The organism is Chitinophaga jiangningensis, assembly GCF_900142605.1.
In the GTDB taxonomy this organism is placed as follows: domain Bacteria; phylum Bacteroidota; class Bacteroidia; order Chitinophagales; family Chitinophagaceae; genus Chitinophaga; species Chitinophaga jiangningensis.
On the sequence record NZ_FRBL01000007.1, the window covers coordinates 226,469 to 249,951 of the forward strand.

A 23,483-nucleotide genomic window follows, 5' to 3' on the forward strand; every position below is an offset into this window, starting at 1 on the left:
ACCTGAAAAACCACAAAATCTAAATATGCTTGTTGCTAAACACCAAAACACAATTGAAAATGCGGTAAAAGCTAATCAGAGCAGAACATTTTACTCGCAATATCCTGAACACCCCAAAGCATACGGCGACGAAGCACATGCCATTGGCGTACAGAGTTACCAGCAGATGCTGAATAAACCGTTTAAGCAGTTATTGCAAACCGGTGAAACCGGCTGGGCTGGTGAGGAAGTATCCCCATATAGTGGCGAAGTACTGGGGGTTACCTATCCCCTGTTTACCGTTAAGGACCTGATTGCCAAAGCTACGGAGGCAGGTAAAGCCTGGGCAAAGGTGCCTGTAGAGCAACGGGCGGCCGTGCTCACTGAAACCCTGGACAAGATCAGGGATCACTTCTTCGATATTGCGAATGCTACTATGCATACTACCGGGCAAAGCTATATGATGAGCTTTCAGGCATCGGGGCCTCATGCCAATGATCGTGCCCTGGAAGCCATTGCGGCGGGGTATGACGAAATACGTCGCTATCCCGGCAACCTGCTGTGGGAGAAGCCGATGGGCAAGGTGAGTATAAAACTGGCGAAGTCGTTCCACGCGATCCCTAAAGGCGTGGGCGTGGTAATTGGCTGTTCCACCTTTCCGGTATGGAACTCACTCCCAGGCATGTACGCAGACCTGATCACCGGCAATCCGGTGATTGTAAAACCACATCCAAAAGCGATTTTACCTATAGCCATTGCCGTTAGCAGTATTCAGCAGGCACTGGAAAAGATGGGTTATGATCCTCATCTCTGCCAGCTCGCGCCAGATACTTCTGAGCACATGATTACCAAAGAACTGGCGGAGGATCCGGCGGTGAAACTGATTGATTATACCGGTGGCAGCAGCTTCGGCGATTATATAGAAACGCTGAAAGGCAAGACTGTATTCACCGAGAAAGCGGGTGTCAACTCTGTTATTATTGATAGTGTGAAAGACCTGGATGCCGTAATCCAGAACCTCGCGTTTTCTGTGAGCCTCTATTCCGGTCAGATGTGTACTGCACCGCAGAACTTCTTTATACCGGAGCAGGGCATTAATACCAATGCCGGAATTGTGAGCTTCAACGAGGTGGTACAGAAATTTAAGGAAGCGGTGGAAGCTTTGGTGAATAATCCTAAGATGGGCGCAGGCACCCTGGGCGCCGTGCAGAACGAGCGTACCCTGCAACGTGCCAAAGAGGCGGCACAGCTGGGGGGTAAGGTTATTTTGCAGGGGCAATCCATTAACAATGAGGAGTATACGAAAGCACGGATGTTTACCCCTACTATCATTGAGTTGAGCAGTGCCGATAACAATATTTATGAGCAGGAATTATTTGGACCTATTGTATTGATTATCAAAACAAAAGACACCAAACATTCCGTGCAGCTGGCAAAGCAGATGGCGCAGAAGCATGGGGCTATTACCTGTGCGGCCTACACCACTGATCCGGCGGTAAAAGAGGAGATCCGGGATGAGATGAACAGTGTGTTTACTCCAGTATCGTTCAATCTTACCGGGTTCATCTGGGTGAACCAGCATGCTGCTTTTTCTGACTTCCACGTAACGGGGGGCAATCCGGCGGGCAACGCCAGCTTTACCAATCAGGAGTTCATATTGAAACGGTTTGTATGGGTGGGTAACAGAGAGCTGGCAGAATAAAAAAACTAGCAATAATTGTAACGGCTACCCCAGTGGGGTAGCCGTTCTTCAATAAAATACGTTATATTTAGATATATGACTAAACGGATTGCATATACCATTTTCCTGCTGATTATACTGGCAGCCTGCCAGGAGGCACCCCGTGCCGACAAGGCAAAGGTTGGCGATGTACAGAAAGTAAAAGTAGGAGAAGGACATGCATACCTGGTGGATACAGCAACGAGCATTATCGGCTGGATAGGTACCAAGCCTACCGGCAAGCACCATGGAACGGTGAAGGTATTGAGTGGGGTAATATATGTGAAAGACTCCATTGTGACCGCTGCTCAGTTTGTAATCAACATGAAAACGATGGAGAACGTGGATCTGGCAGCGGATACATCTATGAAAAATAAACTGGAAAGGGAGTTGAAAGGGCCCCTGTTTTTTGATGTAGCCCAGTTTCCTACCGCCAGCTTTGAAATGACCGCGATAGAGCCTTTCAAACCTGCGGTGGACGAGGATTTGAATTTGAAAGATGCCACTCATACCATTAAAGGTAATTTTACCATTAAAGGGGTTACCAAGAATATTTCCTTCCCTGCGATTCTCACCTTTTTGCCTGGCAAAGTATCTGCCATGGCTAGCTTTAACATAGACCGTACCCTTTGGGGCATTACTTACCGGGCGGATAAATCCGTGCAGGACAAGCTGATAAATTCCCTGGTGAATATCAGTTTTACCGTTAATGCCAACAGATAGTGAATTTTAGGTTTTTTTTGCTGGTAAAAACGCGGAAAAAAGATTAAATTTAGAACAACAGCATAATCGTAAAAGCTGTGACTATATGGAAAAAACCAAAGAAAGAGAGGACCGGTTATGGCACATCAAAGCTAACGCCGCGTTTAAATCTCATCTTATCCTGTACCTGTTTGCGAATGCGGGTTTATGGGGATTGTGGTTTATTACCGACAACGAAATATATCAGGGCATGCCCTGGCCCGTATGGCCGGTAATTACCTGGGGATTATTCCTGGCATTCCAGTATTACAATGAAAAGCGACAGCAAACACGTTATTAAGCCAAAACAAAACTTATACAGTATGGACCAGCCGCAACGACTATTTGACGTCATTAATTTTCAGCTGGAGCATTATCCCAAGGAGGATATGCTGGCAGCGAAAGAGAATGGTCAATGGAGGAAGTACAGTACCCGCGAAGTAAGTGAAATAGTCATGAAATTCAGCTCCGGATTATTGAAGCTGGGCATCAGACCGGGTATTAAGGAAAACGAGGAGAAAGATAAAATTGCGGTGATTGCCCCCAACCGTCCGGAATGGATTATGACTGACCTGGCCTGTCAGCAACTGGGGGCGGTGCTTACCCCCATTTACCCTACTATTAGTCAGCATGAACTTGAATTTGTACTCAATAACGCCGAAGCCAGACTTCTCTTTGTAAACGACAAGGAACTGCTGGAAAAGGTCCTGGAAGCCCGTGATAAGTTCCCTACCATCCGTGAGATCTTCACGTTTGAAAAGGTGGAAGGGGCACGTCACTGGAAGGAGGTGCTGGAAATGGGCGATCCGGCCAATTACGAGCTGATTGAACAAACGAAGGCTAATATCTCTCCTGAAGAATTAGTTACGATCATATATACCTCCGGCACCACCGGTACACCGAAAGGGGTAATGCTGAGCCACCGTAACGTGGTTAGCAATGTGATGGCCTGTAAACCATATCTCCCGGTAAATTCTGATTCCAAAGCACTTAGCTTCCTGCCTTTGAACCACATTTTCGAACGTATGGTGACTTATCTGTACCTGACAAAAGGTGTTCCTATCTATTATGCGGAAAACATGGATAAAATTGGCGAGAACCTGAAAGAAGTGAAGCCCACTATTTTCACTACTGTTCCACGTTTACTGGAAAAGGTATACGAGAAAATAATGGCTACCGGGCTGGAACTGAAAGGCATTAAAAGGGCGCTCTTTTTCTGGTCGGTGGACCTGGGTAAGCGTTACGAGATCAATAAGGACCAGGGGCTGTGGTACAATCTACAGCTGAAGCTGGCGAACAAGCTGGTGTTCAGTAAGTGGAGAGCCGCCCTGGGAGGGAATATACAGGCGATTGTAAACGGCGCTGCGGCCTGCCAGGTGCGCTTGCTGAAGATATTTACTTCTGCCGGCATTCCGATCATGGAAGGTTACGGGCTTACGGAAACCTCCCCTGTTATCAGCGTTAACCGCTTTAAGGTGGAAGATCGTATGTTCGGCACCGTTGGTCCGATCATTGACGGCGTAGAAGTGAAAATAGCTGAAGACGGGGAAATCCTCGCCAAAGGCCCCAACATCACCATGGGCTACTACAAACGCCCCGACCTCACCGCTGACGCCATTAAGGATGGCTGGTTCCATACGGGCGACATCGGCGTGATCATCGATAATAAGTTCCTTAAAATTACCGACCGGAAAAAAGAACTGTTCAAGACCTCTGGTGGTAAGTTTGTGGCGCCACAGCCTATTGAAAACAAGTTTAAGGAGTCGCCCTACATTGAGCAGCTCATGGTAGTAGGTGAAGACCGTAAATTCACCGGCGCGCTGATTGTGCCTTCCTTCGGAAACCTGAAGAAATGGGCGGAGAAACGGGGCCTCAACTGGACTACCAACGAGGAAATGCTCAAAAACCCTGAAATCAAGGATCTTTTCAAACAGGCCGTGGATAAGTACAACCAGTTTTTTAACCATATTGAGCAGGTGAAAAAGTTCGCCTTACTGCCACAGGAATGGACAGTGGACGCTGGTGAGCTGACGCCTACCCTGAAGGTGAAACGTAAAGTGATCCTGGAAAGATACAAGCATGAGATCGACGGTCTCTATGCACCAGCCGGCGGAAAAGTAGATATAGAAAGTATTTAAAAATTAATTTAAATATCTTACTTTTGCCACCCGATCCTCAGAAATGAGGTCGGAACCGGCCCGGTAGTTCAATGGATAGAATAGAAGTTTCCTAAACTTTAGATACAAGTTCGATTCTTGTCCGGGCTACTGAAAACATATTTCGCCTGAATGCAGCTTGGCTGGATTCAGGCGAATTTCGTTTAGGGGCGGGGCTTTCGGAGGAAAGAGGAATTAAAGTAAGTAAAACCAGGCAAACGCCAACAGGCCCCAAAACAGGCCCCAATGGTCCCCAGGACAGTCCCCACATTTTTGACAGCCGGGGACCAAAAGCAGACCTTACCCACATGCTTACTGAAACATTGTTAACATTAAACACACTGTGACAATGGAAGTAAGTTTTTACCTGAAAAGACCGAAAGCGGAGAACAGTACGATACTTGCTAAAGTCTGGTATGAAGGGCGCGTTTTACGTTATTACCTGGCTGAAAAGATACCCTGTGTATTTTGGAACAAGGTCACGCAACGGGCACACAAAACAAACAAGGATTTCCCGGAACATCCAGAGTTTAACGCGCGGATGGATACCCTTGAGCATACTATCAAAACAGTGTATCGTCGCTATCGAAATGATAATAACAATATCATTCCAGAGCCAGAAACCCTAAAGGCCTTGCTGGATATAGCCACAGGCAAAAAGGTAACAACTCGTCCTACCTTTTTGACCTATTTCGACAACTTCATCACACGGGCACAGGACGGTACCAGGATAAGCCCTAAAACCAAAAACAGTACCTCCCCAGATACTAACAAAGGCTATCTGACTACCTACAATCATCTGATAGAATTTCAAAAGTCCTACAAACGGAAGATTGATTTTGACACGGTAGATATTCGTTTCCATGGCGACTATACAGCACATTTAACCCATGCAAAGCAATTGGCAGTTAATACCATTGGTGACCATATAAAACGGATAATTACGGTCATGCGGGACGCTAAAAGCAATGGAATCAAAGTATGTGAAGATTTTGAAAGCGACTACTTTTTTAAACCCCATGAGGAAACCGACAGTATTTACCTGAGTGAGGAAGATTTAAAGGCGCTTGCTGATCATGACCTCTCAAACGATCCGCGCCTGGATCGTGCCAGGGACTTATTTCTGATTGGCTGTCATACTGGTTTACGGTTCTCGGATTTCTCCCGGCTATCCCCTGAGCATATCGATGATAATTTCATCAACATCAGGCAGCAGAAAACAGGTGGGAGGATCGTAATTCCCATACATCCGGCTATCAAGGATCTACAGCGGAAGTATAACAATAGTTTCCCCAAGGCGATCAGTAACCAGAAAATAAACCAGTACATAAAGGAGGTATGCCGGCAGATTGAAAGGCTTCAAACGTCAGTAACCATTACCTACACAAAAGCTGGTAAGAAAATAGTTGAAACATGGCCTAAGTGTGAGCTTGTCACTAGCCATACCGCGCGGCGAAGTTTTGCCACTAATGAATACTTAGCAGGTACGCCTGTGCTTACCATTATGGCGATAACTGGTCACAGGACTGAAAAAGCGTTTATGCGGTATATAAAGTTAGGGACTACAGAGCACGCGCAGCTGCTACAGAAGCATTGGGAGAGCAGAATCAAAGTATAATTTTATCTAGCCTCGTCTTATTTGACGGGGCTTTTCTTTGCGCATATACATTGCGTAACGGTGATGTAATTTAATAGTATTGTTAGCAACTGTTAGTAACCCCTTAAAACCTTGTGTATGGATAGAGTAGAATTAAGTTTCGATCAGGCTAAATCATGGATTAAGGACACCGAAGGTGTAATACAGCAACTCTTAAAATTTTCCACGCCCCTTAAACCTGGACTCCAGAAATTCCCTCAAACCATTAAAGACCTTTCCAAAGACGTATTTTCACTGTTGAGCGAAAGAAAGAAAGCGCTTGACAATACCAAAGCAGCTATTAGGCACCATCTTTTATATGCTGAAACCGAACAGGCCCAGCATAACTTCCTATTTCTTGTGTTGAAGCTATACGCAGAGAATTGCCAACAGCTACAAGGTTTACGGGAACAGAAATTGCAAGCACAGGACCTTTACAAGCACGGCCCCAAAACGGTTACAGCTATTATTGACGATTCCCGGGATATGTTCCCTAACGGAGATGTTATTAACACGGTTGAAGAATTGGCGACCATCCTTGCATCCCTCCTTTCCTCTGCCCTGGATTATCCCAGATTGTTACTGGAGATTTTAAGCCTCGAATTTGGGCTTAAACCAGAAGAACTAAACACTTTATTACATGGAAATCCTGATTACCCTATACCAGTACCATTCCATCGATTCAAGAAGCAATTATGCCGGTCTACCGGGACTAACACAATCTATAGCCACAAATTAGCCTGGCAGGGCACCCAAAAGGAATTTGCCGAGCTTATTTTATCCCTTGAAAGCAAAGGTTGGATTAAGTCTATCGCCCCAGGGGAATTGACTGGTACGGTGCAAAGCCTGGTTTATAGTTTTGATTTATCCCAAACGCAAAAAGGAACTGCAACAGATGCCCAGCGAAGCCTTACACAGCTACTGAAACCCAGCGAGCGGGAAACCAAAGTATATACTAAACGGTATGATTGTAAGTTTCATAACATATTGCCAAACAAAGGTAAAACTGGATAATCTGCATATCATAATCGGGCCTCAAACCTTGACAAACCTTATCATTTTGTAACTACTAACTAACTACCGTAGTTGACTCCGGTAGGGCTGTTGTTGTTCCTTTGCTGATATCAAAACTCAGTGAACATATGAACAACGACTTAATCCTCACGGCCCTGCCGTTAGACCAATTACGCCAGCTAATAGCCGACACCCTCAAATCAGAGCTTTCACAACTTTTGGAACAAAAGCCAAATGACACTAAGGAGGAATTAATAACAAGGAAAGAGGCCGCCAAGCTGTTAGGTATCTCCTTACCTACCCTTTTGGATTTCACCAAAACCGGCAAAATAACCGGCTACCGGATAGGCACACGAGTACGTTACAAGCGTAGGGAATTAATAGAGTCCCTAAAGCAAATTCAGGCTGCGAAATCACAAAGGAGGTTGTAATGGAGGATAACAGCGCAAACAGAATCGTCCCGGATTTCACTAAACAGGATGCAAAAACATTTGCTCAGTTTGATAAACAAATTATCACACCTGATTTAATCCGGGACCATGCAAACCAGCTACTGCGGCCATCTTCCAATATAAGTCACCAGGAAATAACGTGCCAATTGCTGAAAAAAGTTGAAAAACTGGATTTTCAGCAATTGGCTTACCCTGAAGTGCTAACTGCGTGAACAGCTGGCAGATTTACAAGGAAAAGAAGGCAATTCAGAAAGCAGCCAACAGGAATCAATCATTAGGCAAGAACTGAAAAAGAAACGCGTTAGTCAAAGGCATCTCCTGGTTATTTGTATTGAGGAAGTGTTACACCTCGCACATGCCAACGACTGGGGACTATGTAAACGCCACGATTTCATTTATGCTTACAATGGTGCCTACTGGAGTCTGTTAGCGGAGGACGAGCTAAAAGGATTCCTGGGAAATGCGGCCGAGTTAATGGGAGTAGACAAATACAGTGGTCGGCATTATCAGTTCAGAGAGCATTTGTATAAGCAATTTCTTGCCTCCGCATATCTCCCTACGCCCTTACATCCGATCGGTGTTGTTTACATCAACCTTTTAAATGGCACATATGAAATCGGTCCAGATGGCACTACACTACGCAGCTTCAGCCGGAATGACTTTTTAACCTATCAGTTACCGTTTGGTTATAATCCAGGAGCAAAGGCCCCTTTGTTTACCCAGTATCTTAATACAGTACTTCCGGATATACAGCGACAACTGGTGTTAGCTGAGTACATCGGCTACCTCTTTATCGGCCCTGGCATTTTAAAGCTGGAAAAGGCGCTGCTTTTATATGGTACAGGCGCTAATGGCAAATCGGTATTTTTCGAGGTCATTAGCGCCTTATTAGGCCCTGAAAACGTATGTAGCTATTCCTTACAGAGCTTAACCGACAACACTGGCTATTATAGGGCTAAGTTGGCCAATAAGCTGGTAAACTATGCCAGCGAAATAAACGACAACCTGGAAGCAGCCATATTTAAACAGTTAGCATCTGGGGAGCCAGTGGAAGCACGCCAACCCTATGGCCAGGCTTTCAACATGACGCACTATGCCAAATTGATTTTTAACTGCAATGAGCTGCCTGGCAATGTAGAACATACACAGGCGTACTTCAGACGTTTTCTGATCATTCCTTTTGACGTAACAATTCCAGAGGCCCAGCAAGATAAAGAGCTTGCCCGGAAAATCATTGGTACGGAGTTATCAGGCGTATTTAACTGGGTGCTTGAAGGCTTAAACCGGCTATTGCGCCAAAAGCGCTTTTCCGATTGTGAAGCTGCCCGGCTAAAAGTGGAGGAATACCAAAAGCAGTCGGACAGTGTAGCCATGTTTATAGAGGATGAAGGTTACAGGCCCTCATTAACCAGGTACTTACCATATAAACAAGTATTTACAGCGTACCGGCTATATGCGACAGATAACGGTTACCGCCCCTGCTCTACCAAAACTTTTACCGAACGGCTTCGGCGGCACGCTTACAGCATAGAACGAAGGACCGCCGGAATGGTCATCTATATGGAAAAATAATTGTTTCCCCTGGTCCTACATACTCTACATATCCTACATGCCTAAATGTAGTGTATGCAGGCTATGTAGGGCCGTACAAACACTTTTTATTTATGTCTGGCTTTAGATATATACTGGAACGTGGGAGTAAAAAACATACCTGTCCTGCATGTGGAAGGAAAACCTTTGTTGTGTACATTGACACAATGACTAACCAGGCAGTTACCGGCGATTATGGAAGATGTGACCGGGAGGTGAATTGTGGATATTTTCGGAAGCCTGGCCATGTACCGGCATTCATACCCTCAGCTATTAAGGTCAACCCAGCACCAGCTGTTAACATCCCGGTTGAGATTTTAAAACAGTATCGTACTAGCTATAGTGGAAATTCCTTTGTGCAATACCTGGCTAAATTGTTTGGTGCTGACATCGCTTCGGAGCTGGTTACACGTTACCAAATAGGCACATCAAATAACCGCTGGCCGGGCGCTGCGATATTCTGGTTTATTAACCAAGCCGGGGAAATAAGGGCCGGCCAGGTAAAGCTGTTTGATCATGACGGACACACTGCCAAATACCAGGATAAAGAAGGTAATGTAAAAAGTGCTACCACCTGGATTCATAGTATTTTACAAAGGGGCTTTATGCTAAAGAAACAGCCACTACCTACATGGCTTGAAAGTTACACACAACAAAGCGGCTCATATATATCCTGTCTGTTTGGTGAGCAGCTACTCAAGCAGGATAAAACCAAGCCAGTTGCCATAGTTGAAGCGCCGGCAACTGCTATCGTGGCCAGTGTGTATATGCCGGAATTTATTTGGTTGGCAGCTGGCAGTTTGTCTTATCTCAATAGCGAACGAACTAAGGCCCTGCATGGTAGGAAGGTGGTGTTATTCCCTGACCTTTCAACAGATGGCAAGGCATTTATCAGATGGCAGCAGGTGGCAAAAGAGCTTTCCAATTTCATGTTTATTCAGGTTTCGGATATCCTGGAACTGCATGCAACCGAAGATGACCGGCAAAAGGGGTGTGATTTACGTGATTTTTTGACTCACTTGAAACCCGCTATAGGGAAGGATTCAGAGGGAAATTTGTTGAAAGTAACCTTACAAAACCTGACATTTGAAATAAAATCACTCGTAGCGGTTTCGTGCCCTGGAAAATATACTGATGGATTGCAGCTTGTCACCTTTGAGATGGTGGGAGGTGGGCACTGTGAAGCTATTGTGGACGGTAGCGGGGAGTTTTACAGTGGGGAATTTTCCGAGTCCTTAAAAAGGATGTGGGGGAATGATTTTAAAATTGGACAGGCTGGAAATGCCGATTGCTGGTTATCAATTAAGTGTTGAAGAATGCCAAGATTTTTCCGATATCTATTGCGCGGGAAGGTTTTTTATCGGTCAATACGCACGCGTGAAAATCATAATTGTCGAACTCTAATTTTCTTAGGGGTAAGGGTTGCAAATACAGGCTTTTTAAGCTGGGTTGATTTTAATAAAATAACTAATGCCTCAGCAATTTCTTCATATTCATAGAAAGCATAACGCAGAAAGAGAACACTTAAATCTTTCACATGGTGGGCAAATACCCACTCACCAAAATCTTTGTCCTCAGTAAGTAAAAAATAGTCATTTTTTAAAGCCCATTGGATAACTTCCTCGTCCTTAATTCCTTTATTCAATTCAGTGATCGAAACGACTTCAAAGCCATTTTCACGAAGGAATTGCACTATGTGTGTGTGAATATTCTCGTCAGCCAGGATCATGCTACAGCGATAATTGTTTCGTTACCGATAGCATCCGAAGCATAGGCAAGCACTGCACTGATTGACTCAATAGTCAAAGCGGGATATGCTTTTATTAAGTCTTGTGGGGATGCACCCTCTGAAAGTCGTTGCAATACCAATGCTACTGTAATTCTTGTGCCCTTTATAACAGGCTTACCAAGCATCACATTACTATTAGATTCTATATAGTTTAAGTAATTCATCATCATAGTTTATATCCAAATTTAAACATTTCTAGGTAACAACATTAGTTTGATAATTCAAATTGGGCCTTCGACTGCCTTAAAGAGATTACTTACCAGATCTGTTACCTCTACGTTTAACCCTGCAGCAAGTTTAAAGACAGTGGGAAGATTCACGTTCTTTTTACCATTCTCAATCTTAGATAAGGCTCCTTCACTAATCCCAGTAGCAACCTCAATATCCAATAATGTCAATTCGTTTCTCTCTCGAATTGAGCGTACCCGCTCGCCAAATGATTTTCTAAGTTTTTCTTCGTCTATCATCTAACCAAATTGAGAGAAAAACTCATTTAAAATCTTGCTCGATCGAGCAAGATTTTAAAAAGAACGCCTATATTTGACCTAATTTTTCTTTACTTAACCAAAACCACCCCCATGGCTAAACGTCCCAAAAAGCCCAGGACCAAAAATTACCTGGCAAATTTGCACCTGCTAACCACCCGCTTTCCCGTTCTATTCCGGGAACGTGTATGCATTGAATGCAAGTGGAGTACACCAACCTTTTACCGTAAAACCAAACTTCAGGACAGCATCAGCACAAAAACCGATCAGGTAGAAATGGTACTTTCAAACGCCGAAATGGAGAAAATTGAGGGTATTATGTCAGAAATGTTAATTATGCTGAATCAAAAGCAGCGGATATACGCCCGAAGGCATAAGACCGTTTTGGACACATTACAGAAACAACTGGATCATGCAACAGCCTGAGTACATACAGCAGTTAGAAACTGAGTTGAGAATTTATAAATCACTTCTCCGCTCAATGGTGCTGATACTGGCAGCGGTTGCCGGCATTTCCCTGTATGCAAATGTGAAGTTCAAGATTGAAGCTGAAAGGAGCTTTAAACAGGTTGTTAAACCAACCACCCAAGGGTTTTCCGCTATTACGGGGCGGTAATCCCGAAAAGGCGTTAGTTTATACTAACCCTTTTTTATGGACTCCATTAATTTTCCCCAAAACCGTACCCCAACGTTGAAATTAATCATCTAACAATATATAAATCAATTAATTATGAACAACGTTACTAACCTTGTCCGGGCTACCACTCAATCGCCGCAAACGCAATACAGTATTGCATTTGCGGTTTTTTTATTTTAGGGCGGTTGTCATTTTTGTTGTCAGAAACTATGTTTCTACTCAACTGCCCCTTTTCATTCTAAATCAAAATTCAATAATTCCTTTGGTGGTATATCCAGCCCCTTTGCCAGTTCTGTAATAGTAATTAGCGTTACGTTTACCTCTCCCCTTTCCATAGCGCCAATCTTACTATAGTCAACCCTGCACCTATGCGATAGCTGGCGCTGGCTTAAATCCTTTTCATTACGCAGTTTGGCCAGATGCATTCCAAACCGTTTGATTATCTCTTTATCTTCTTCGTTAATCATCCGGGTAAATGTTGATTAACACAAAGCATCAAAGAAATTGTAAAAAAATTGCGTACTAACAAGTACGCAATTGATATTTTCATTATTTTTGTAGCGTCATCTTTTTTGATAACCTCGTTAAAAATTGACCTACAATTATATGAAGTACAGCAATAACAGTCCTTAGCAAGACGTATATTTGCAGGCATATAAGGAAATTTAAGCGTGTTTGCTTTACTCTCTAATCAGAAAACTACGACCTTTCAAGACTACGAGAGAATAAGGTAAATCGCCTGTACCATATTGGTGTGGGCGTTCTTATTTCGTAGTCGGGGTGTCGTAGCCCTTCTGATACGGTAGGAACCAACCCGCACCTTTTTTATGCCCTCCCCTTTTGAACCTAACAGCATTGTTTATACCCATATATTTCTCCAACTAATGACTAATAAACAGAAGCGGACAGTCACCCGCAAAAATGCCTTATCGGTTTTGCATGCACTATATACAGACCTGCCAATTGAGTTCCGGGAAAGAGTTTGCAAAGAATGTAAGTGGAGTATTCCTACCTTTTACCGTAAAATGCGCATAAAGGATATACAGGATATAGAAACAAAAGCTATTACCCCAGCCTTAAGCAACGCCGAAAAGGATAAGATCATACAAATTTCTGAAGAAGTATATAAAGAAGGCTGGAAAAGACTGATACGACCAACTAAAAGCAAAGTAAATACAAAGTAGTATTAACTAATAATTTCTATTCTGGCTACTAATTCCGTCATGTTCACTCTAATGGCAATTGTCTACTGCTACAGCTCAGACTGTACTTTCACCTAGAAGTTAACGCGGTAAGCTTCAAAGGGTTAGGAAAGTTATTCTGAACTTTAGAAATTGTTTCAATACTAAATCTTACACTCTTTGGAGTGAATCAATCTTATCATATCTTTTAACACATTAGCTTACGCCATCTAAACCAGATGAAAGACAGTGCCATTGATCTTTCATCTGTCAGCAAATCTGGCAAAACTTTACATAGTTATTTGCGTGAGTTTAAGAACTTCGGCACGAATGGAAAGAGGATGTTGCGGGAGTTTAAGGAATTTGAAAAATTTTCGAAGAGATTCATTTTAAACAAAATGTGAGTTTATTGCTTAAGAAATAATTACCTTATATTTGAATATTCCCTTTACAAGAAAATTACATTCCATATGAGCCCCCGCATGAATTGGCAGAAATTACTATCTACCAAAAGAGTATCTGAATTTCAGAAGTGCTCAACCAGCATTAGCCAATCACAATTTACCGATCCAAGAAGTCCATATGAAAAAGATTGCGATCAAATAATCTATAGCTATCCTTTTAGACGCCTTCAAGATAAAACGCAAGTCATTCCATTTCCAGAATACGACTTTGTTCATACTAGATTAACACACAGTCTTGAAGTGGCTTCAATTGGTCGATCATTAGGTAAATTAGCTTTCCCTCTAATAATAAAGGAATTAGATGCTTCTTTTCGGGTCGATAATCCAATTCTTGCAGCAGACATCGGCGCGCTAGTTGCTGGAGCTTGCTTAGCACATGATATTGGAAATCCCCCATTTGGCCATTCTGGAGAAGCAGCAATTTCATATCATTTTACAAGCGACAACTCATATTTCCGTCCTCATCCAAATATTAAGGACGCAATAAAAGAAGATGACAACAACTTCTATTTTAATGACTATGACTATGATAATAAAATAACAGTAGAGAAGCCTTATGATAAAAAATTAATGATTCAAAAAAATAAAATTTGGAAAGACTTCTCAGTTTTTGAGGGAAATGCTAATGGCTTCAGAATCCTTACAAAAAATTGTGAAAAAGGAATCAATCCCACAGCAGCACTCTTAGGTACATTTAGTAAATACCCACGAGAAGCATTTCTTATAAAAAAACCTTATGAAAAGGGCAAAGAACCCAAATCCTTTACGAAACATGGATTCTTTTTTTCAGAAAGAGAGTTATTCGCAGAGATTGCGAACGAACTAGGCCTATTATCTGTTGAAGGCATCAGTGATGGAGATCTTGCATTCCATCGACATCCCTTATGTTATTTGATGGAAGCTGCTGATGACATCGCTTACGGCATGATTGACTTTGAAGATGGTTGTCGCTTAGGATTGATTGATATCGACAAACATTATAAATCATTCAATTTCATAAACAAAAAGGGAGAATCCGAACTAGTAACTATAAACAATACCCCCTTAGAAATTTTATCAAACATTGCATCAATAGATAACTCCTTTGATAGCAACAAAATTACCTATGCCGAAAATTACAAAGACACTATCTCTTATTTACGATCTAAAGTAATAAATGTATTAACACACGAGTGCTTTCAGATATTCAAGAATAATTATGAGGATATAATGCATGGCGGTTACATGGGGTCTTTGATTGATGACATACCTAGTTCCATCAAAGATAATCTCAAAAAGATGAAATATTTAATTCGGAAATATGTTTATAATTATCGACCTGTATTGGAAAGTGAGGCAAGCGGGTTTGAGGTAATGGACGCGCTGATTCATAGTCTGGCAATTTCAAGCGATATTTGCTTCTCTTGTGGTGAGCAGGAATCAGAAAAGGCCAAAAAATTAAGTAGTTTGTTACCAGAGGAATATAGACCCAAAGAAGAAAAAGAGCTAAATAGTCTTACAGATTTAGAGAAATATGATCGTGTTTTATCCGTACTTGATTATGTATCAGGAATGACAGATAATTATGCGATGGCTTTATATAGAAAGATAAAAGGAATTTCTCATAGATAAAAACTGATAGAATGATTAGTCCAAAATGATATAATTATTCCAAAATTGAATATGACGTTGAGATCATAATTCGTAATTAATTTTAAACCGATTATCAGAAGTATGAAGGAAACTTTTTTATCTCCGATTGCCTATACAACCTATGCGTTTATTACGCTTATGTTGCTGCGGTTTCTATTAAACATATATAATCTTCGACAAACTAGCAGTCTTTTAAAAAAGTACAACCACTATCTAGCAAAAAATACTTGGGAATTTAATCAAGAAGTGCCTGCTATTATTGATCTCTTTAAAAAAGCCGGTATTAAAGATTCTGGGGTCACACATCAGGAGTTTTTGGGATTTGGAAACTTTGCGAATTATCGTGTAAGCACCTTTGATAACATAACAAATACACGTTCCGATATCGTTGCACATACTATAGGCCATTTTAACCAAGCGATTGGCGTATTTCGCAAGCGAGCAACTGATTCATTAAATCCGCTCTATTGGATTGACTTTATCTTGTGTCTCCCTCAACATCTCCTAAGTTTTTTGGGTGTACTCCCAGAAAGTGTAGTCGTAAAAATCATCTTGGTAATATATTGGATAATCGCTATGGTTCTGGGGTTAGAAAAGTTGGATGTTATTAACATAGTTAAATCTTTCAAATAATAAAATCTAACAATGTCTTAGTTGATAGTTATTTCAAATGACGAAGGAGTGTTCATAGGTCCTCTCTGTCCTATGAGAAAGGGGCAAATTGCACCTTCACTAAATCATTTATTTCAAATATGCACTACCTGCCTCTACTTAAGCACTATTTTGCTATTGCAGAGATATATTAGACATTCTCTGAGATAAGCTATGAAGACAGCTATAAATTGAATTATAGAAGTTGAGCACAATTACACTATACTTCAACTAAACTTTATAACCTAATTTCGAATGTGAACCAAGCCATAGTTTGTAGTAGTATTCCCCCGGCGGCTTTTGCTGCCTTTTTTATGCCCTCACGGCACCACCTTCTCCCTCCTCAACTCATCAAACAACCGCATAAACATCTCCTCCGTATCCACGTACTCATGAAACCCTAAACGCCTCGCTTTACTCCCATCCGCAAAAAAATCGTAATCCCAGGAAAATACGAAGTCGCTGAACTTCCAGGCGGATACTGCATCATATGAAGCACTCAACCCATATTTAACCCGCATGGCCTCCCATAACGGAGCTTTGTCTGACATCACTGTATCCAGTGGCATAGGCAGCGGCGGTGCCACCTCCAAATCAAAATAAGCGGCTATTTTAGGCCATAACTGCTCCCATCTGAACAAATCCCCGTTGGTGATATTAAACGCCTGGTTAGCCGCCTTAGGAGTGATAGCTGCCCATACAGTAGCTTTGGCCAGCAGGTCGGCATCCGTCATTTCCATGATTTTGTTATAGGCTGCTGCTTTGCCAGGGAAGCGCAATGGCAGGTTCAGTTCCCTGGAAATGCTGGCATACACTGCAATGCTGAGCGCCAGGTTCATAGGATTGCCCAGGGCGGTACCACCCACCACAGAAGGACGGATAGCCGACCATCCCCAGCTTTTACCCTGCTGTAACCGTTCCAGGTAGTATTGCTGATCCATGTTGAAATCCGGAGGCATATGCCTGCCCGCGTCAGATTCCTTAGCCGGCGTAGTAAATGCACCAAGGTGCGCGCCATATACCTTGTACCCCTGCATCAGGCTCACATGCTGTAGGTTTTTAGCCACCGGCTCCACCGCTTCCATCAGGTTTACCAACATCGCCATATTAGGCGGCACCAGCGCTGCCCAGGTAGCGGCATCCTGGTAAGCGGTATAAAATATATGTGTTACCGTAGTGAGATGCTGGAGCTGCTGTTGCGCATTTTCGCGGTCCTGAAGGTTTACCGCAATGTATTGCAACTTATCTGTAGCCTCTCCTCCACGCCTGGATAATCCGATCACCTCCCAATCGTCCAGGGTGAGCAGATAGTTGATCAGGTTCTTTCCTATTACGCCCTGAGCGCCCGCTACCAGTGCTACTTTTTTATTATTTCCGGTGTTCATATGCTTTGCTTTTTATACCACAAAGATCAGTTGGGCAAAAAGTGTATCTGTTGTACTTTAGTAGGGTTAATTTGTATTTTTCCAGGAATGAAACGTTATATACAACATGAATACCTACGCATATCACACTTCACCGGCAAGGTGTGGGAGCACCCTGTGCACAACCACAACCACTTTGAGCTGATATTTGTACATCAGGGCGAAGGCCTGCACTGTGTATCCGGTGTAACAGTCCCTTATGCACATCATGCGTTATTTCTGCTGGGCCCTGCTGATTCCCATCACTTCGAGATAGCAACCCCTACTACGTTTACCTTCCTGAAATTCACCAATGCCTATCTGGGCGCCGGCGAAGCCACTGCCCAACAGCATTGGAACAGCGTGACCGAAAATTTACTGCAGGCATTTCAACAGGACAGATTACATCTCTCCCCAACAATAAAAGAAAGAATAGATCAGCTGATCCGACTGATAGTGACCGAATGGCAGGACGACAAGAACGAAAATAACCACACGATCCGCCTGCTCGTACAGGCGCTGCTATCCATGGTGCAAAACAACATCTCCCCCACCACCCAAACTATTACAGGGAAACACAGCGAAAAAATTACGCAGCTGCTCAATTATATTCACGAACATATCCACCAAACGGATGACATTCAAACAGAACAACTGGCTGAGAGGTTCGACTACTCCAAACACTACCTGGGTACGTATTTCAAAGAACAAACCGGTGTAACACTGCGTGAATATGTAAACAACTACAAACTACATCTCATCGAAAACAGACTCAAACACAGCTCCTTTTCACTGAAAGAAATCAGCAATGAATTTGGATTCAGTGATATGAGCCACTTCAATAAATTCTTCCGGAAACACCACCAGATGAGCCCTTCCAGCTTCCGAAGTAAAATTGCAGATAAGCAGTAGTACTTCTACCTGGGTAAACCGACATCTCACCTATATAAATCCACTTTTGATGAAAAAAGTAATCATCGCGGTATGTTGTTTAGTCCCTTTCCTGCCAACCAAAGCGCAGCAAGCACTGGAAACATATGTTCATAAACATGCTGCTGCCATTGCCAGCACTGACCCTGCAAACACCGACTATACAGACCTGTATGCGCTGAAACAGGCCATAGGCAATAGTCGTATCGTTATGTTAGGGGAGCAGACTCACGGAGAAGGCTCTACGTTTTTAGCTAAAACGCGCATCATTCAATACTTGCATGAACAGCTGGGGTTTGAGGTATTAGCCTTCGAAAGCGGCTTTTATGACGTAAATAAAATTTGGGGAAATGTACAGGCAGGGGCTTCTTTGAAAGAACAGGCTCCCAACAACCTGTTTTATATGTATGCCACCAGCGAGCAAATGTATCCCCTATTTAACTACGTACAACAACAATTGAAAAGTGCAAATCCCATAACAGTAACAGGCTTCGAAAGCCAGCACAGCGGAGCGAAAGCAATCAATGAAATGATGCCGGACATGACCCAGTTCCTGTTCGACCACTACCCCGGCGAGCTGGATAGCGATTGGAAAGTATTTAAAGCCATTTGTCCTACGCTGTTTAAAACCAGGAACTACAAGCCAGATACAGATTCCATGACAATATTTTTCCGCAAAACCCACCTTCTCAAATTAACACTGGCTTCAAATAATGCATCATCCGATCCCCAAAGTCTGTTAAACAAGGCTGGCTTCTGGTACCGCGCTGTATGCAGCATTGAGTCCCAGGCCATCCGCTATTGGGGCCTGGCAAAAGGCAATGAAATTAATTACCGCGACCTGCAAATGGCTGACAACCTGATCTGGCTGGCCGACACCGTATATCCCGGCAAAAAGATCATCGTTTGGGCACATAACGGACACATCGCCAACACCATGGGCAACAGCGAGGGAAAAGGCGGTCTGCAGGACTTTTATAATACTTTCATCCCCATGGGGGCCAAGCTGAAAAAGCATTTTGGAAACAACGTATATGCGTTAGGGTTTTCAGGGTCCGAAGGAAAATATATGGACTATGTAAGCCTGAAAATCATGGATGTACCGCCGCCGCAGGCGGGCAGCATTGAAGCTGCGCTGGCCGCCACCAATAAACCAGCTGCCTTGTTGGATTACAGGCATGCCGGCAAAGTGTTACAGCAAAACCAGGTAGCTTGTATAGGAGACTTTATGGCTGCAACAGCAGTATGGCCAAGGATCTTCGACGGGTTATTCTTTATCCGTACCTCCACCCCTGTGATCAGGTAATCAAATGTAACCGATCACCCTCAGTACTGTAAAAGCAGCTACCAACACGGAAAGAAGGTATAAGGTAAAATTGGCTCTTTTCCGGCGCTCGTCGGTGAAGAGCCGGCTTTGGTAGGAGCGCCGTGCGAATATATTCAGGAATGCGATGATGGCCAGGCCGGAAAGCGTCAGCAGAATTTTATCGTCAGTAAAATAATACCCGGCAGCGCCGCCCAGCAGCAATAGCATCCCCAGCCACCAGAATTGCTCATGAAAAGCTTTTTCATCCGTTTCATCAAAGGTGCGGATGGAAGAAAGTTGCTTTTCCAGCTCTTCATAGTTATCAAGTCCGTCGGGGATTACCATAACAGCGTCCGGGGACTCGCCACGCACCACAATGCCATTACGGGTTTCTGCCATACGGGCAATTTCAAAAACAGAGAGTGAAAGGTCCGGAGAATGTTTCTGACGGCGGATGATATGAAGGTCGTTGATTTCAATTTCAAAGCTCCTGTAAACGTCCATCGACAGCTTGATACGGCGGAAGCTACTCCAGGCAAAGTAAACAATCAGCACCCCGAAAATGATGTACATTTCCATGCGGTTGGGCACCTCATCCCGATAGAGGTAAAAGTAGGACAACATGGCTACCAGTATGGCAAAAATAATCACCTGCCGGCGGATGATACGCCTTTTTGCATCCCTGATACCTTCTTCGCTGAATTTGTATACCGCCATAAGTCCTTCTGCTATAATTGATAACCTAATATAGCAAGCTTTCTTTTAATAGAAAAGTAACGGAGTGGGAGTTTTGTTGGTTGAGGCCAAAACACATTCGGCGTCATGGTGCAGGTTACAGCCGCAAAAAAGGGACCATGTAGTGGTACATGATCCCTTTAAAGTATAAAGCAGGTTTATTCTTCGTCTTCTTCCTCTTCTTCGCCATCGTCTTCTAACCATTCCATGTAGGAATAGTACCAGTCTTCCAGTTGCTCCAGCAGTTCAATTTTCTTTTCAGGAGCATTTTTGAAGAACTCTTCAACGTTGTCGATTTCATGAACGATGTCGATATAGGCGGTTTCCTCATCTTCTTCAACGCGTTTTGCGAAGAAGCGCGGAGACTGCGTATGGAAAATATACTCGTTCTCAGGATCTGTTACTGGGTCGTCTGCGATCAGGAATTTAGGTAGCTGTGCCATAATGCGCTATTTACTGTTGAATAATTTCAGTGTTGATTATAATACAAAAGTATTGATTAAATAGTTACAAAAACGGCAGCAAAAGAAGAAAGTTAACATATAAAATTCCAACTTTTTTTCACATCTTTATAGGTACTACAAACCCCCATGTCAAATGGAACAATATTGGAACAGATGGGAGTTATGGATGCGTGAACACGCCCCCAAAATGCTTAGTATCCTTAACCCCGGTGTATCTCTCAACGATATTGCCGAGCTGGAATCCGCTACGGGAGTCCTGTTACCCAACTCATTCAAACACTTTTACAGCATTCACGATGGTCAGATGGTATCTAAAGCCGGCCTGGTCAACGGCGATAAGCTGCTATCCATCCAGGATATCCTGGATGAATGGACCACCTGGCAGGAGCTGCTGGATAATGGCGCTTTTGTGCATAATGGCGACCGCCTCCTTTCCGAGCCCGACAGCGGCATCCGGGACGACTGGTGGAATCCGCGCTGGATACCATTTACTTACGATGGCCTGGGCAACCACCTCTGCCTGGATTTTGACCCCGCTCCCGGAGGCAGGTCCGGACAGGTGATCACACTTTGGCATGACGATGCCCATAGGGAGATGATAGCCCCCTCCTTTGAAATATGGCTGAGTAACTACCTGGATGCCCTCGAAAGAGGTGAATATGTATATGCTAAAAGATGGGGAATTGTGCGGAAAGACAGCCGCTATCATTTTAAAGACTAACGCTTACGGAGCCACGAAGAAAGCCGGAGATTTAACTCCTGCGAAGCCACGCAGGCACTCTGGGCGCCGGAATATGCGTATTCCAGCCAAAAATTCTGATTCGCCTTCTCCCATAGTACGTAATTACCACGTCACCAGTTAATTGTCTGGCTTCACAAGATTGATCCTGCTCCCGCGTGATGGTAGACGCACAGGTGGCAGGTACAGGGGCTACGGCGCTATCCACTGGTATGCTGACAGCAGGTTTCACCGGCGCCACAGTTGTATCCTTAGTTTTAACCTGTTGGGCACTCGCTGCTCCATGCACCAGCAACATGCCCGCTGATAGCAGTATAACCGGCACCAGCCGGTATTGTGGCTGCATTGGCAGTAGATTTCTGTTTAACTGACTCACATTAAAATGCCCACACAATCTTCCTGTATGTTTACTGATTAAAGTAATTATCTGTTCATCAGTTAGCTGGGTAAAATCAACTACCGTTTTGCAGCAGCTGTCGCAATACCGGCCTTCACCGGAAATTTCCATTTCATCCCAGCTTTTACTGCATGGTGAAGGAATAGAGAAATGCAGACTTTTGTGTGCCATAAGAGGAGTGGTTATCTGTATAGGGAATTTACGGAGATCAGGTGTAACTACAACACAGTAGCCATTCATCTCCCTAAAAAAAATACTAACGCTTACGCAGCCACGAAGGAGCCTGTGGCACCGGTATATGCGTATCCCAACCAAAAATAATGATGGTCCTTCTGCGTTTTTTGAGTGGCGCCCCTGAATATGAGATTATTCCGCCTGTTACACTGGTCACCTTTCTTACGCCATAGGCCATCACGGTAATTTCCGGTAAGTTTACCACACAGGGCTGAATAGTATCAACAGACTCAGTCTTACATGCCTGCAGAACGGTATCACTCACCACAACTGAATCCCGCGTTGGATTATTCACCTGCGCATCCGCCGCCCCCGCTGCCAGCAGCATCCCTGCTGTCAACAACATTGCCGGTACCAACCGCTGCTGTGGCACCATCGGCAACAAATTCCTGTTCAACTGATCAGCACGCACATGCCCGCACAAAGCACCTTTATGGCCTTTGAGAAAAGACAATATCTGCTCATCGGAATACTGAGTGAAATCGATAACAGTTTTGCGGCAGTTGTTACAATACCTACCGTCGTTTGCAGCAACCATTTCGTCCCAGCTTTGATCACAGGGAGAGGGAATAGACAGGTACAGACCTTTACGAGCCATAGGTAGGAAGGATTATCTATCAGGAATATACGAAGATTTCAGTGCAAGTACAATACAGCGGACTCAAATATCTACATACAACTATTTAACAATACATAAGATTTTCATTAACAATTAAAGTGCTGAACTGGCATACTTGTTGAAACTATCTAGTACAACAAATTAGTTTAACAAAAACCATATTGACATGAAAGCTCCAAAAAATTTGTCCATGTTGATATTCGCGGCCTCCTTAGGTATTACCGCTTCTCTGGTAGGTCAGCGCGTATTTGCACAGGGCATCGACAGTACAGCAAAAAAGGTTGGAAATAAGACTGCCTCCATCGCCGTAAAAGGCGCGTCCACCATCACGGATAAAACTTATAAAGGCAAGGAAGGACCCAACGGAGAAGTAGTATACATCGACAAAAAAGACAGGAAGTATATCGTGGACGAAAAAGGTAAGAAAGTATACCTGAAACCAAGCCAGATACACAACAAGAAAGATTAAGAGGTGCTCACTAACCACAGCCAGTTTTAGTCGAAATATAAAAGCCGGAACAGGATTAAT

The 23,483-nt window shown here is 43.5% G+C and carries 25 protein-coding genes and 1 tRNA gene; 17 read left to right on the forward strand and 9 right to left on the reverse strand.

Features of this window, described 5'->3' with window-relative positions:
- Nucleotides 1-25: 25 nt before the first annotated feature.
- The 10 genes from paaN (at nucleotide 26) to BUB18_RS19125 (ending at nucleotide 10,601) form a co-directional block, all read left to right on the forward strand.
- Nucleotides 26-1,681 carry a phenylacetic acid degradation protein PaaN gene (gene paaN, locus BUB18_RS19080; RefSeq protein ID WP_073084174.1) on the forward strand — a complete coding sequence of 552 codons (1,656 nt, stop codon included), beginning with the start codon at nucleotides 26-28 and terminating at the stop codon, nucleotides 1,679-1,681.
- Nucleotides 1,682-1,756: 75 nt separating this feature from the next.
- A complete protein-coding gene (locus BUB18_RS19085) occupies nucleotides 1,757-2,422 on the forward strand; it encodes a YceI family protein (RefSeq protein ID WP_073084176.1) in 666 nt (221 codons plus the stop codon).
- A gap of 85 nt (nucleotides 2,423-2,507) precedes the next feature.
- Entirely contained in the window at nucleotides 2,508-2,741 is a 234-nt protein-coding gene (locus BUB18_RS19090) for a 2TM domain-containing protein (protein WP_073084177.1), read from the forward strand.
- 22 nt (nucleotides 2,742-2,763) lie between these two features.
- The gene (locus BUB18_RS19095) at nucleotides 2,764-4,578 is read left to right on the forward strand and encodes an AMP-dependent synthetase/ligase (protein ID WP_073084179.1); all 1,815 of its coding nucleotides are present in this window, start codon (nucleotides 2,764-2,766) and stop codon (nucleotides 4,576-4,578) included.
- A 57-nt stretch (nucleotides 4,579-4,635) separates the two neighbouring features.
- Nucleotides 4,636-4,707, forward strand: a tRNA-Arg gene (locus tag BUB18_RS19100).
- Nucleotides 4,708-4,945: 238 nt separating this feature from the next.
- Nucleotides 4,946-6,214: a site-specific integrase gene (locus BUB18_RS19105; RefSeq protein WP_073084181.1), complete on the forward strand. Its 1,269-nt coding sequence runs from the start codon at nucleotides 4,946-4,948 to the stop codon at nucleotides 6,212-6,214.
- 117 nt (nucleotides 6,215-6,331) lie between these two features.
- Nucleotides 6,332-7,246, forward strand: a complete 915-nt coding sequence (locus BUB18_RS19110; protein ID WP_073084183.1) for a hypothetical protein — start codon at nucleotides 6,332-6,334, stop codon at nucleotides 7,244-7,246.
- A 128-nt stretch (nucleotides 7,247-7,374) separates the two neighbouring features.
- Entirely contained in the window at nucleotides 7,375-7,677 is a 303-nt protein-coding gene (locus BUB18_RS19115) for a helix-turn-helix domain-containing protein (RefSeq protein ID WP_073084187.1), read from the forward strand.
- Between the two features lie 360 nt (nucleotides 7,678-8,037).
- Nucleotides 8,038-9,270 carry a DNA primase family protein gene (locus BUB18_RS19120; RefSeq protein WP_218588062.1) on the forward strand — a complete coding sequence of 411 codons (1,233 nt, stop codon included), beginning with the start codon at nucleotides 8,038-8,040 and terminating at the stop codon, nucleotides 9,268-9,270.
- A 92-nt stretch (nucleotides 9,271-9,362) separates the two neighbouring features.
- Nucleotides 9,363-10,601: a DUF6371 domain-containing protein gene (locus BUB18_RS19125; RefSeq protein WP_143160005.1), complete on the forward strand. Its 1,239-nt coding sequence runs from the start codon at nucleotides 9,363-9,365 to the stop codon at nucleotides 10,599-10,601.
- Nucleotides 10,602-10,672: 71 nt separating this feature from the next.
- Here the strand turns inward: BUB18_RS19125 and BUB18_RS19130 are convergent, their stop codons facing one another.
- From BUB18_RS19130 to BUB18_RS19150, 4 genes are all read right to left on the reverse strand, one after another.
- Nucleotides 10,673-11,017: a DUF5615 family PIN-like protein gene (locus BUB18_RS19130; protein ID WP_073084191.1), complete on the reverse strand. Its 345-nt coding sequence runs from the start codon at nucleotides 11,015-11,017 to the stop codon at nucleotides 10,673-10,675.
- Nucleotides 11,014-11,247, reverse strand: a complete 234-nt coding sequence (locus BUB18_RS19135) for a DUF433 domain-containing protein (RefSeq protein ID WP_218588063.1) — start codon at nucleotides 11,245-11,247, stop codon at nucleotides 11,014-11,016. The genes BUB18_RS19130 and BUB18_RS19135 overlap by 4 nt, the downstream gene beginning before the upstream one ends.
- Nucleotides 11,248-11,298: 51 nt before the next feature.
- Nucleotides 11,299-11,544: a helix-turn-helix domain-containing protein gene (locus BUB18_RS19140; protein WP_083550306.1), complete on the reverse strand. Its 246-nt coding sequence runs from the start codon at nucleotides 11,542-11,544 to the stop codon at nucleotides 11,299-11,301.
- Nucleotides 11,545-12,432: 888 nt separating this feature from the next.
- Nucleotides 12,433-12,666: a helix-turn-helix domain-containing protein gene (locus BUB18_RS19150; protein ID WP_073084195.1), complete on the reverse strand. Its 234-nt coding sequence runs from the start codon at nucleotides 12,664-12,666 to the stop codon at nucleotides 12,433-12,435.
- 417 nt (nucleotides 12,667-13,083) lie between these two features.
- Here BUB18_RS19150 and BUB18_RS19155 point away from each other — a divergent pair, with 417 nt between their 5' ends.
- The 3 genes from BUB18_RS19155 to BUB18_RS19165 all read left to right on the forward strand — a co-directional run bounded on the left by BUB18_RS19155 (nucleotide 13,084) and on the right by BUB18_RS19165 (nucleotide 16,109).
- Nucleotides 13,084-13,383 carry a hypothetical protein gene (locus tag BUB18_RS19155; RefSeq protein WP_073084197.1) on the forward strand — a complete coding sequence of 100 codons (300 nt, stop codon included), beginning with the start codon at nucleotides 13,084-13,086 and terminating at the stop codon, nucleotides 13,381-13,383.
- Nucleotides 13,384-13,862: 479 nt separating this feature from the next.
- Nucleotides 13,863-15,455 carry a dGTP triphosphohydrolase gene (gene dgt, locus BUB18_RS19160; RefSeq protein WP_143160006.1) on the forward strand — a complete coding sequence of 531 codons (1,593 nt, stop codon included), beginning with the start codon at nucleotides 13,863-13,865 and terminating at the stop codon, nucleotides 15,453-15,455.
- Nucleotides 15,456-15,557: 102 nt separating this feature from the next.
- Nucleotides 15,558-16,109 carry a hypothetical protein gene (locus BUB18_RS19165; RefSeq protein WP_073084201.1) on the forward strand — a complete coding sequence of 184 codons (552 nt, stop codon included), beginning with the start codon at nucleotides 15,558-15,560 and terminating at the stop codon, nucleotides 16,107-16,109.
- Between the two features lie 338 nt (nucleotides 16,110-16,447).
- Here BUB18_RS19165 and BUB18_RS19170 read toward each other — a convergent pair whose 3' ends face one another.
- A complete protein-coding gene (locus tag BUB18_RS19170; RefSeq protein ID WP_073084203.1) occupies nucleotides 16,448-17,512 on the reverse strand; it encodes an SDR family oxidoreductase in 1,065 nt (354 codons plus the stop codon).
- A gap of 87 nt (nucleotides 17,513-17,599) precedes the next feature.
- On the opposite strand from BUB18_RS19170, the gene BUB18_RS19175 reads away from it, so the two are divergent.
- On the forward strand, nucleotides 17,600-18,442 hold the full coding sequence (locus BUB18_RS19175; protein ID WP_073084205.1) for a helix-turn-helix transcriptional regulator: 843 nt from the start codon (nucleotides 17,600-17,602) through the stop codon (nucleotides 18,440-18,442).
- A 49-nt stretch (nucleotides 18,443-18,491) separates the two neighbouring features.
- Nucleotides 18,492-19,766, forward strand: a complete 1,275-nt coding sequence (locus BUB18_RS19180) for an erythromycin esterase family protein (protein ID WP_073084207.1) — start codon at nucleotides 18,492-18,494, stop codon at nucleotides 19,764-19,766.
- Here the strand turns inward: BUB18_RS19180 and BUB18_RS19185 are convergent, their stop codons facing one another.
- Complete coding sequence (locus BUB18_RS19185; protein ID WP_073084209.1) at nucleotides 19,767-20,483, reverse strand: hypothetical protein; 717 nt, start codon at nucleotides 20,481-20,483, stop codon at nucleotides 19,767-19,769. It lies immediately after the preceding gene.
- A gap of 176 nt (nucleotides 20,484-20,659) precedes the next feature.
- Complete coding sequence (locus BUB18_RS19190; RefSeq protein ID WP_073084210.1) at nucleotides 20,660-20,944, reverse strand: hypothetical protein; 285 nt, start codon at nucleotides 20,942-20,944, stop codon at nucleotides 20,660-20,662.
- 154 nt (nucleotides 20,945-21,098) lie between these two features.
- On the opposite strand from BUB18_RS19190, the gene BUB18_RS19195 reads away from it, so the two are divergent.
- Nucleotides 21,099-21,686 carry an SMI1/KNR4 family protein gene (locus tag BUB18_RS19195; protein WP_073084212.1) on the forward strand — a complete coding sequence of 196 codons (588 nt, stop codon included), beginning with the start codon at nucleotides 21,099-21,101 and terminating at the stop codon, nucleotides 21,684-21,686.
- 31 nt (nucleotides 21,687-21,717) lie between these two features.
- Here BUB18_RS19195 and BUB18_RS19200 read toward each other — a convergent pair whose 3' ends face one another.
- Entirely contained in the window at nucleotides 21,718-22,272 is a 555-nt protein-coding gene (locus tag BUB18_RS19200; protein WP_073084214.1) for a hypothetical protein, read from the reverse strand.
- Between the two features lie 85 nt (nucleotides 22,273-22,357).
- The gene (locus BUB18_RS19205; protein ID WP_143160007.1) at nucleotides 22,358-22,933 is read right to left on the reverse strand and encodes a hypothetical protein; all 576 of its coding nucleotides are present in this window, start codon (nucleotides 22,931-22,933) and stop codon (nucleotides 22,358-22,360) included.
- A gap of 187 nt (nucleotides 22,934-23,120) precedes the next feature.
- On the opposite strand from BUB18_RS19205, the gene BUB18_RS19210 reads away from it, so the two are divergent.
- Entirely contained in the window at nucleotides 23,121-23,423 is a 303-nt protein-coding gene (locus BUB18_RS19210; RefSeq protein ID WP_073084218.1) for a hypothetical protein, read from the forward strand.
- The last annotated feature ends 60 nt before the right edge of the window (nucleotides 23,424-23,483 follow it).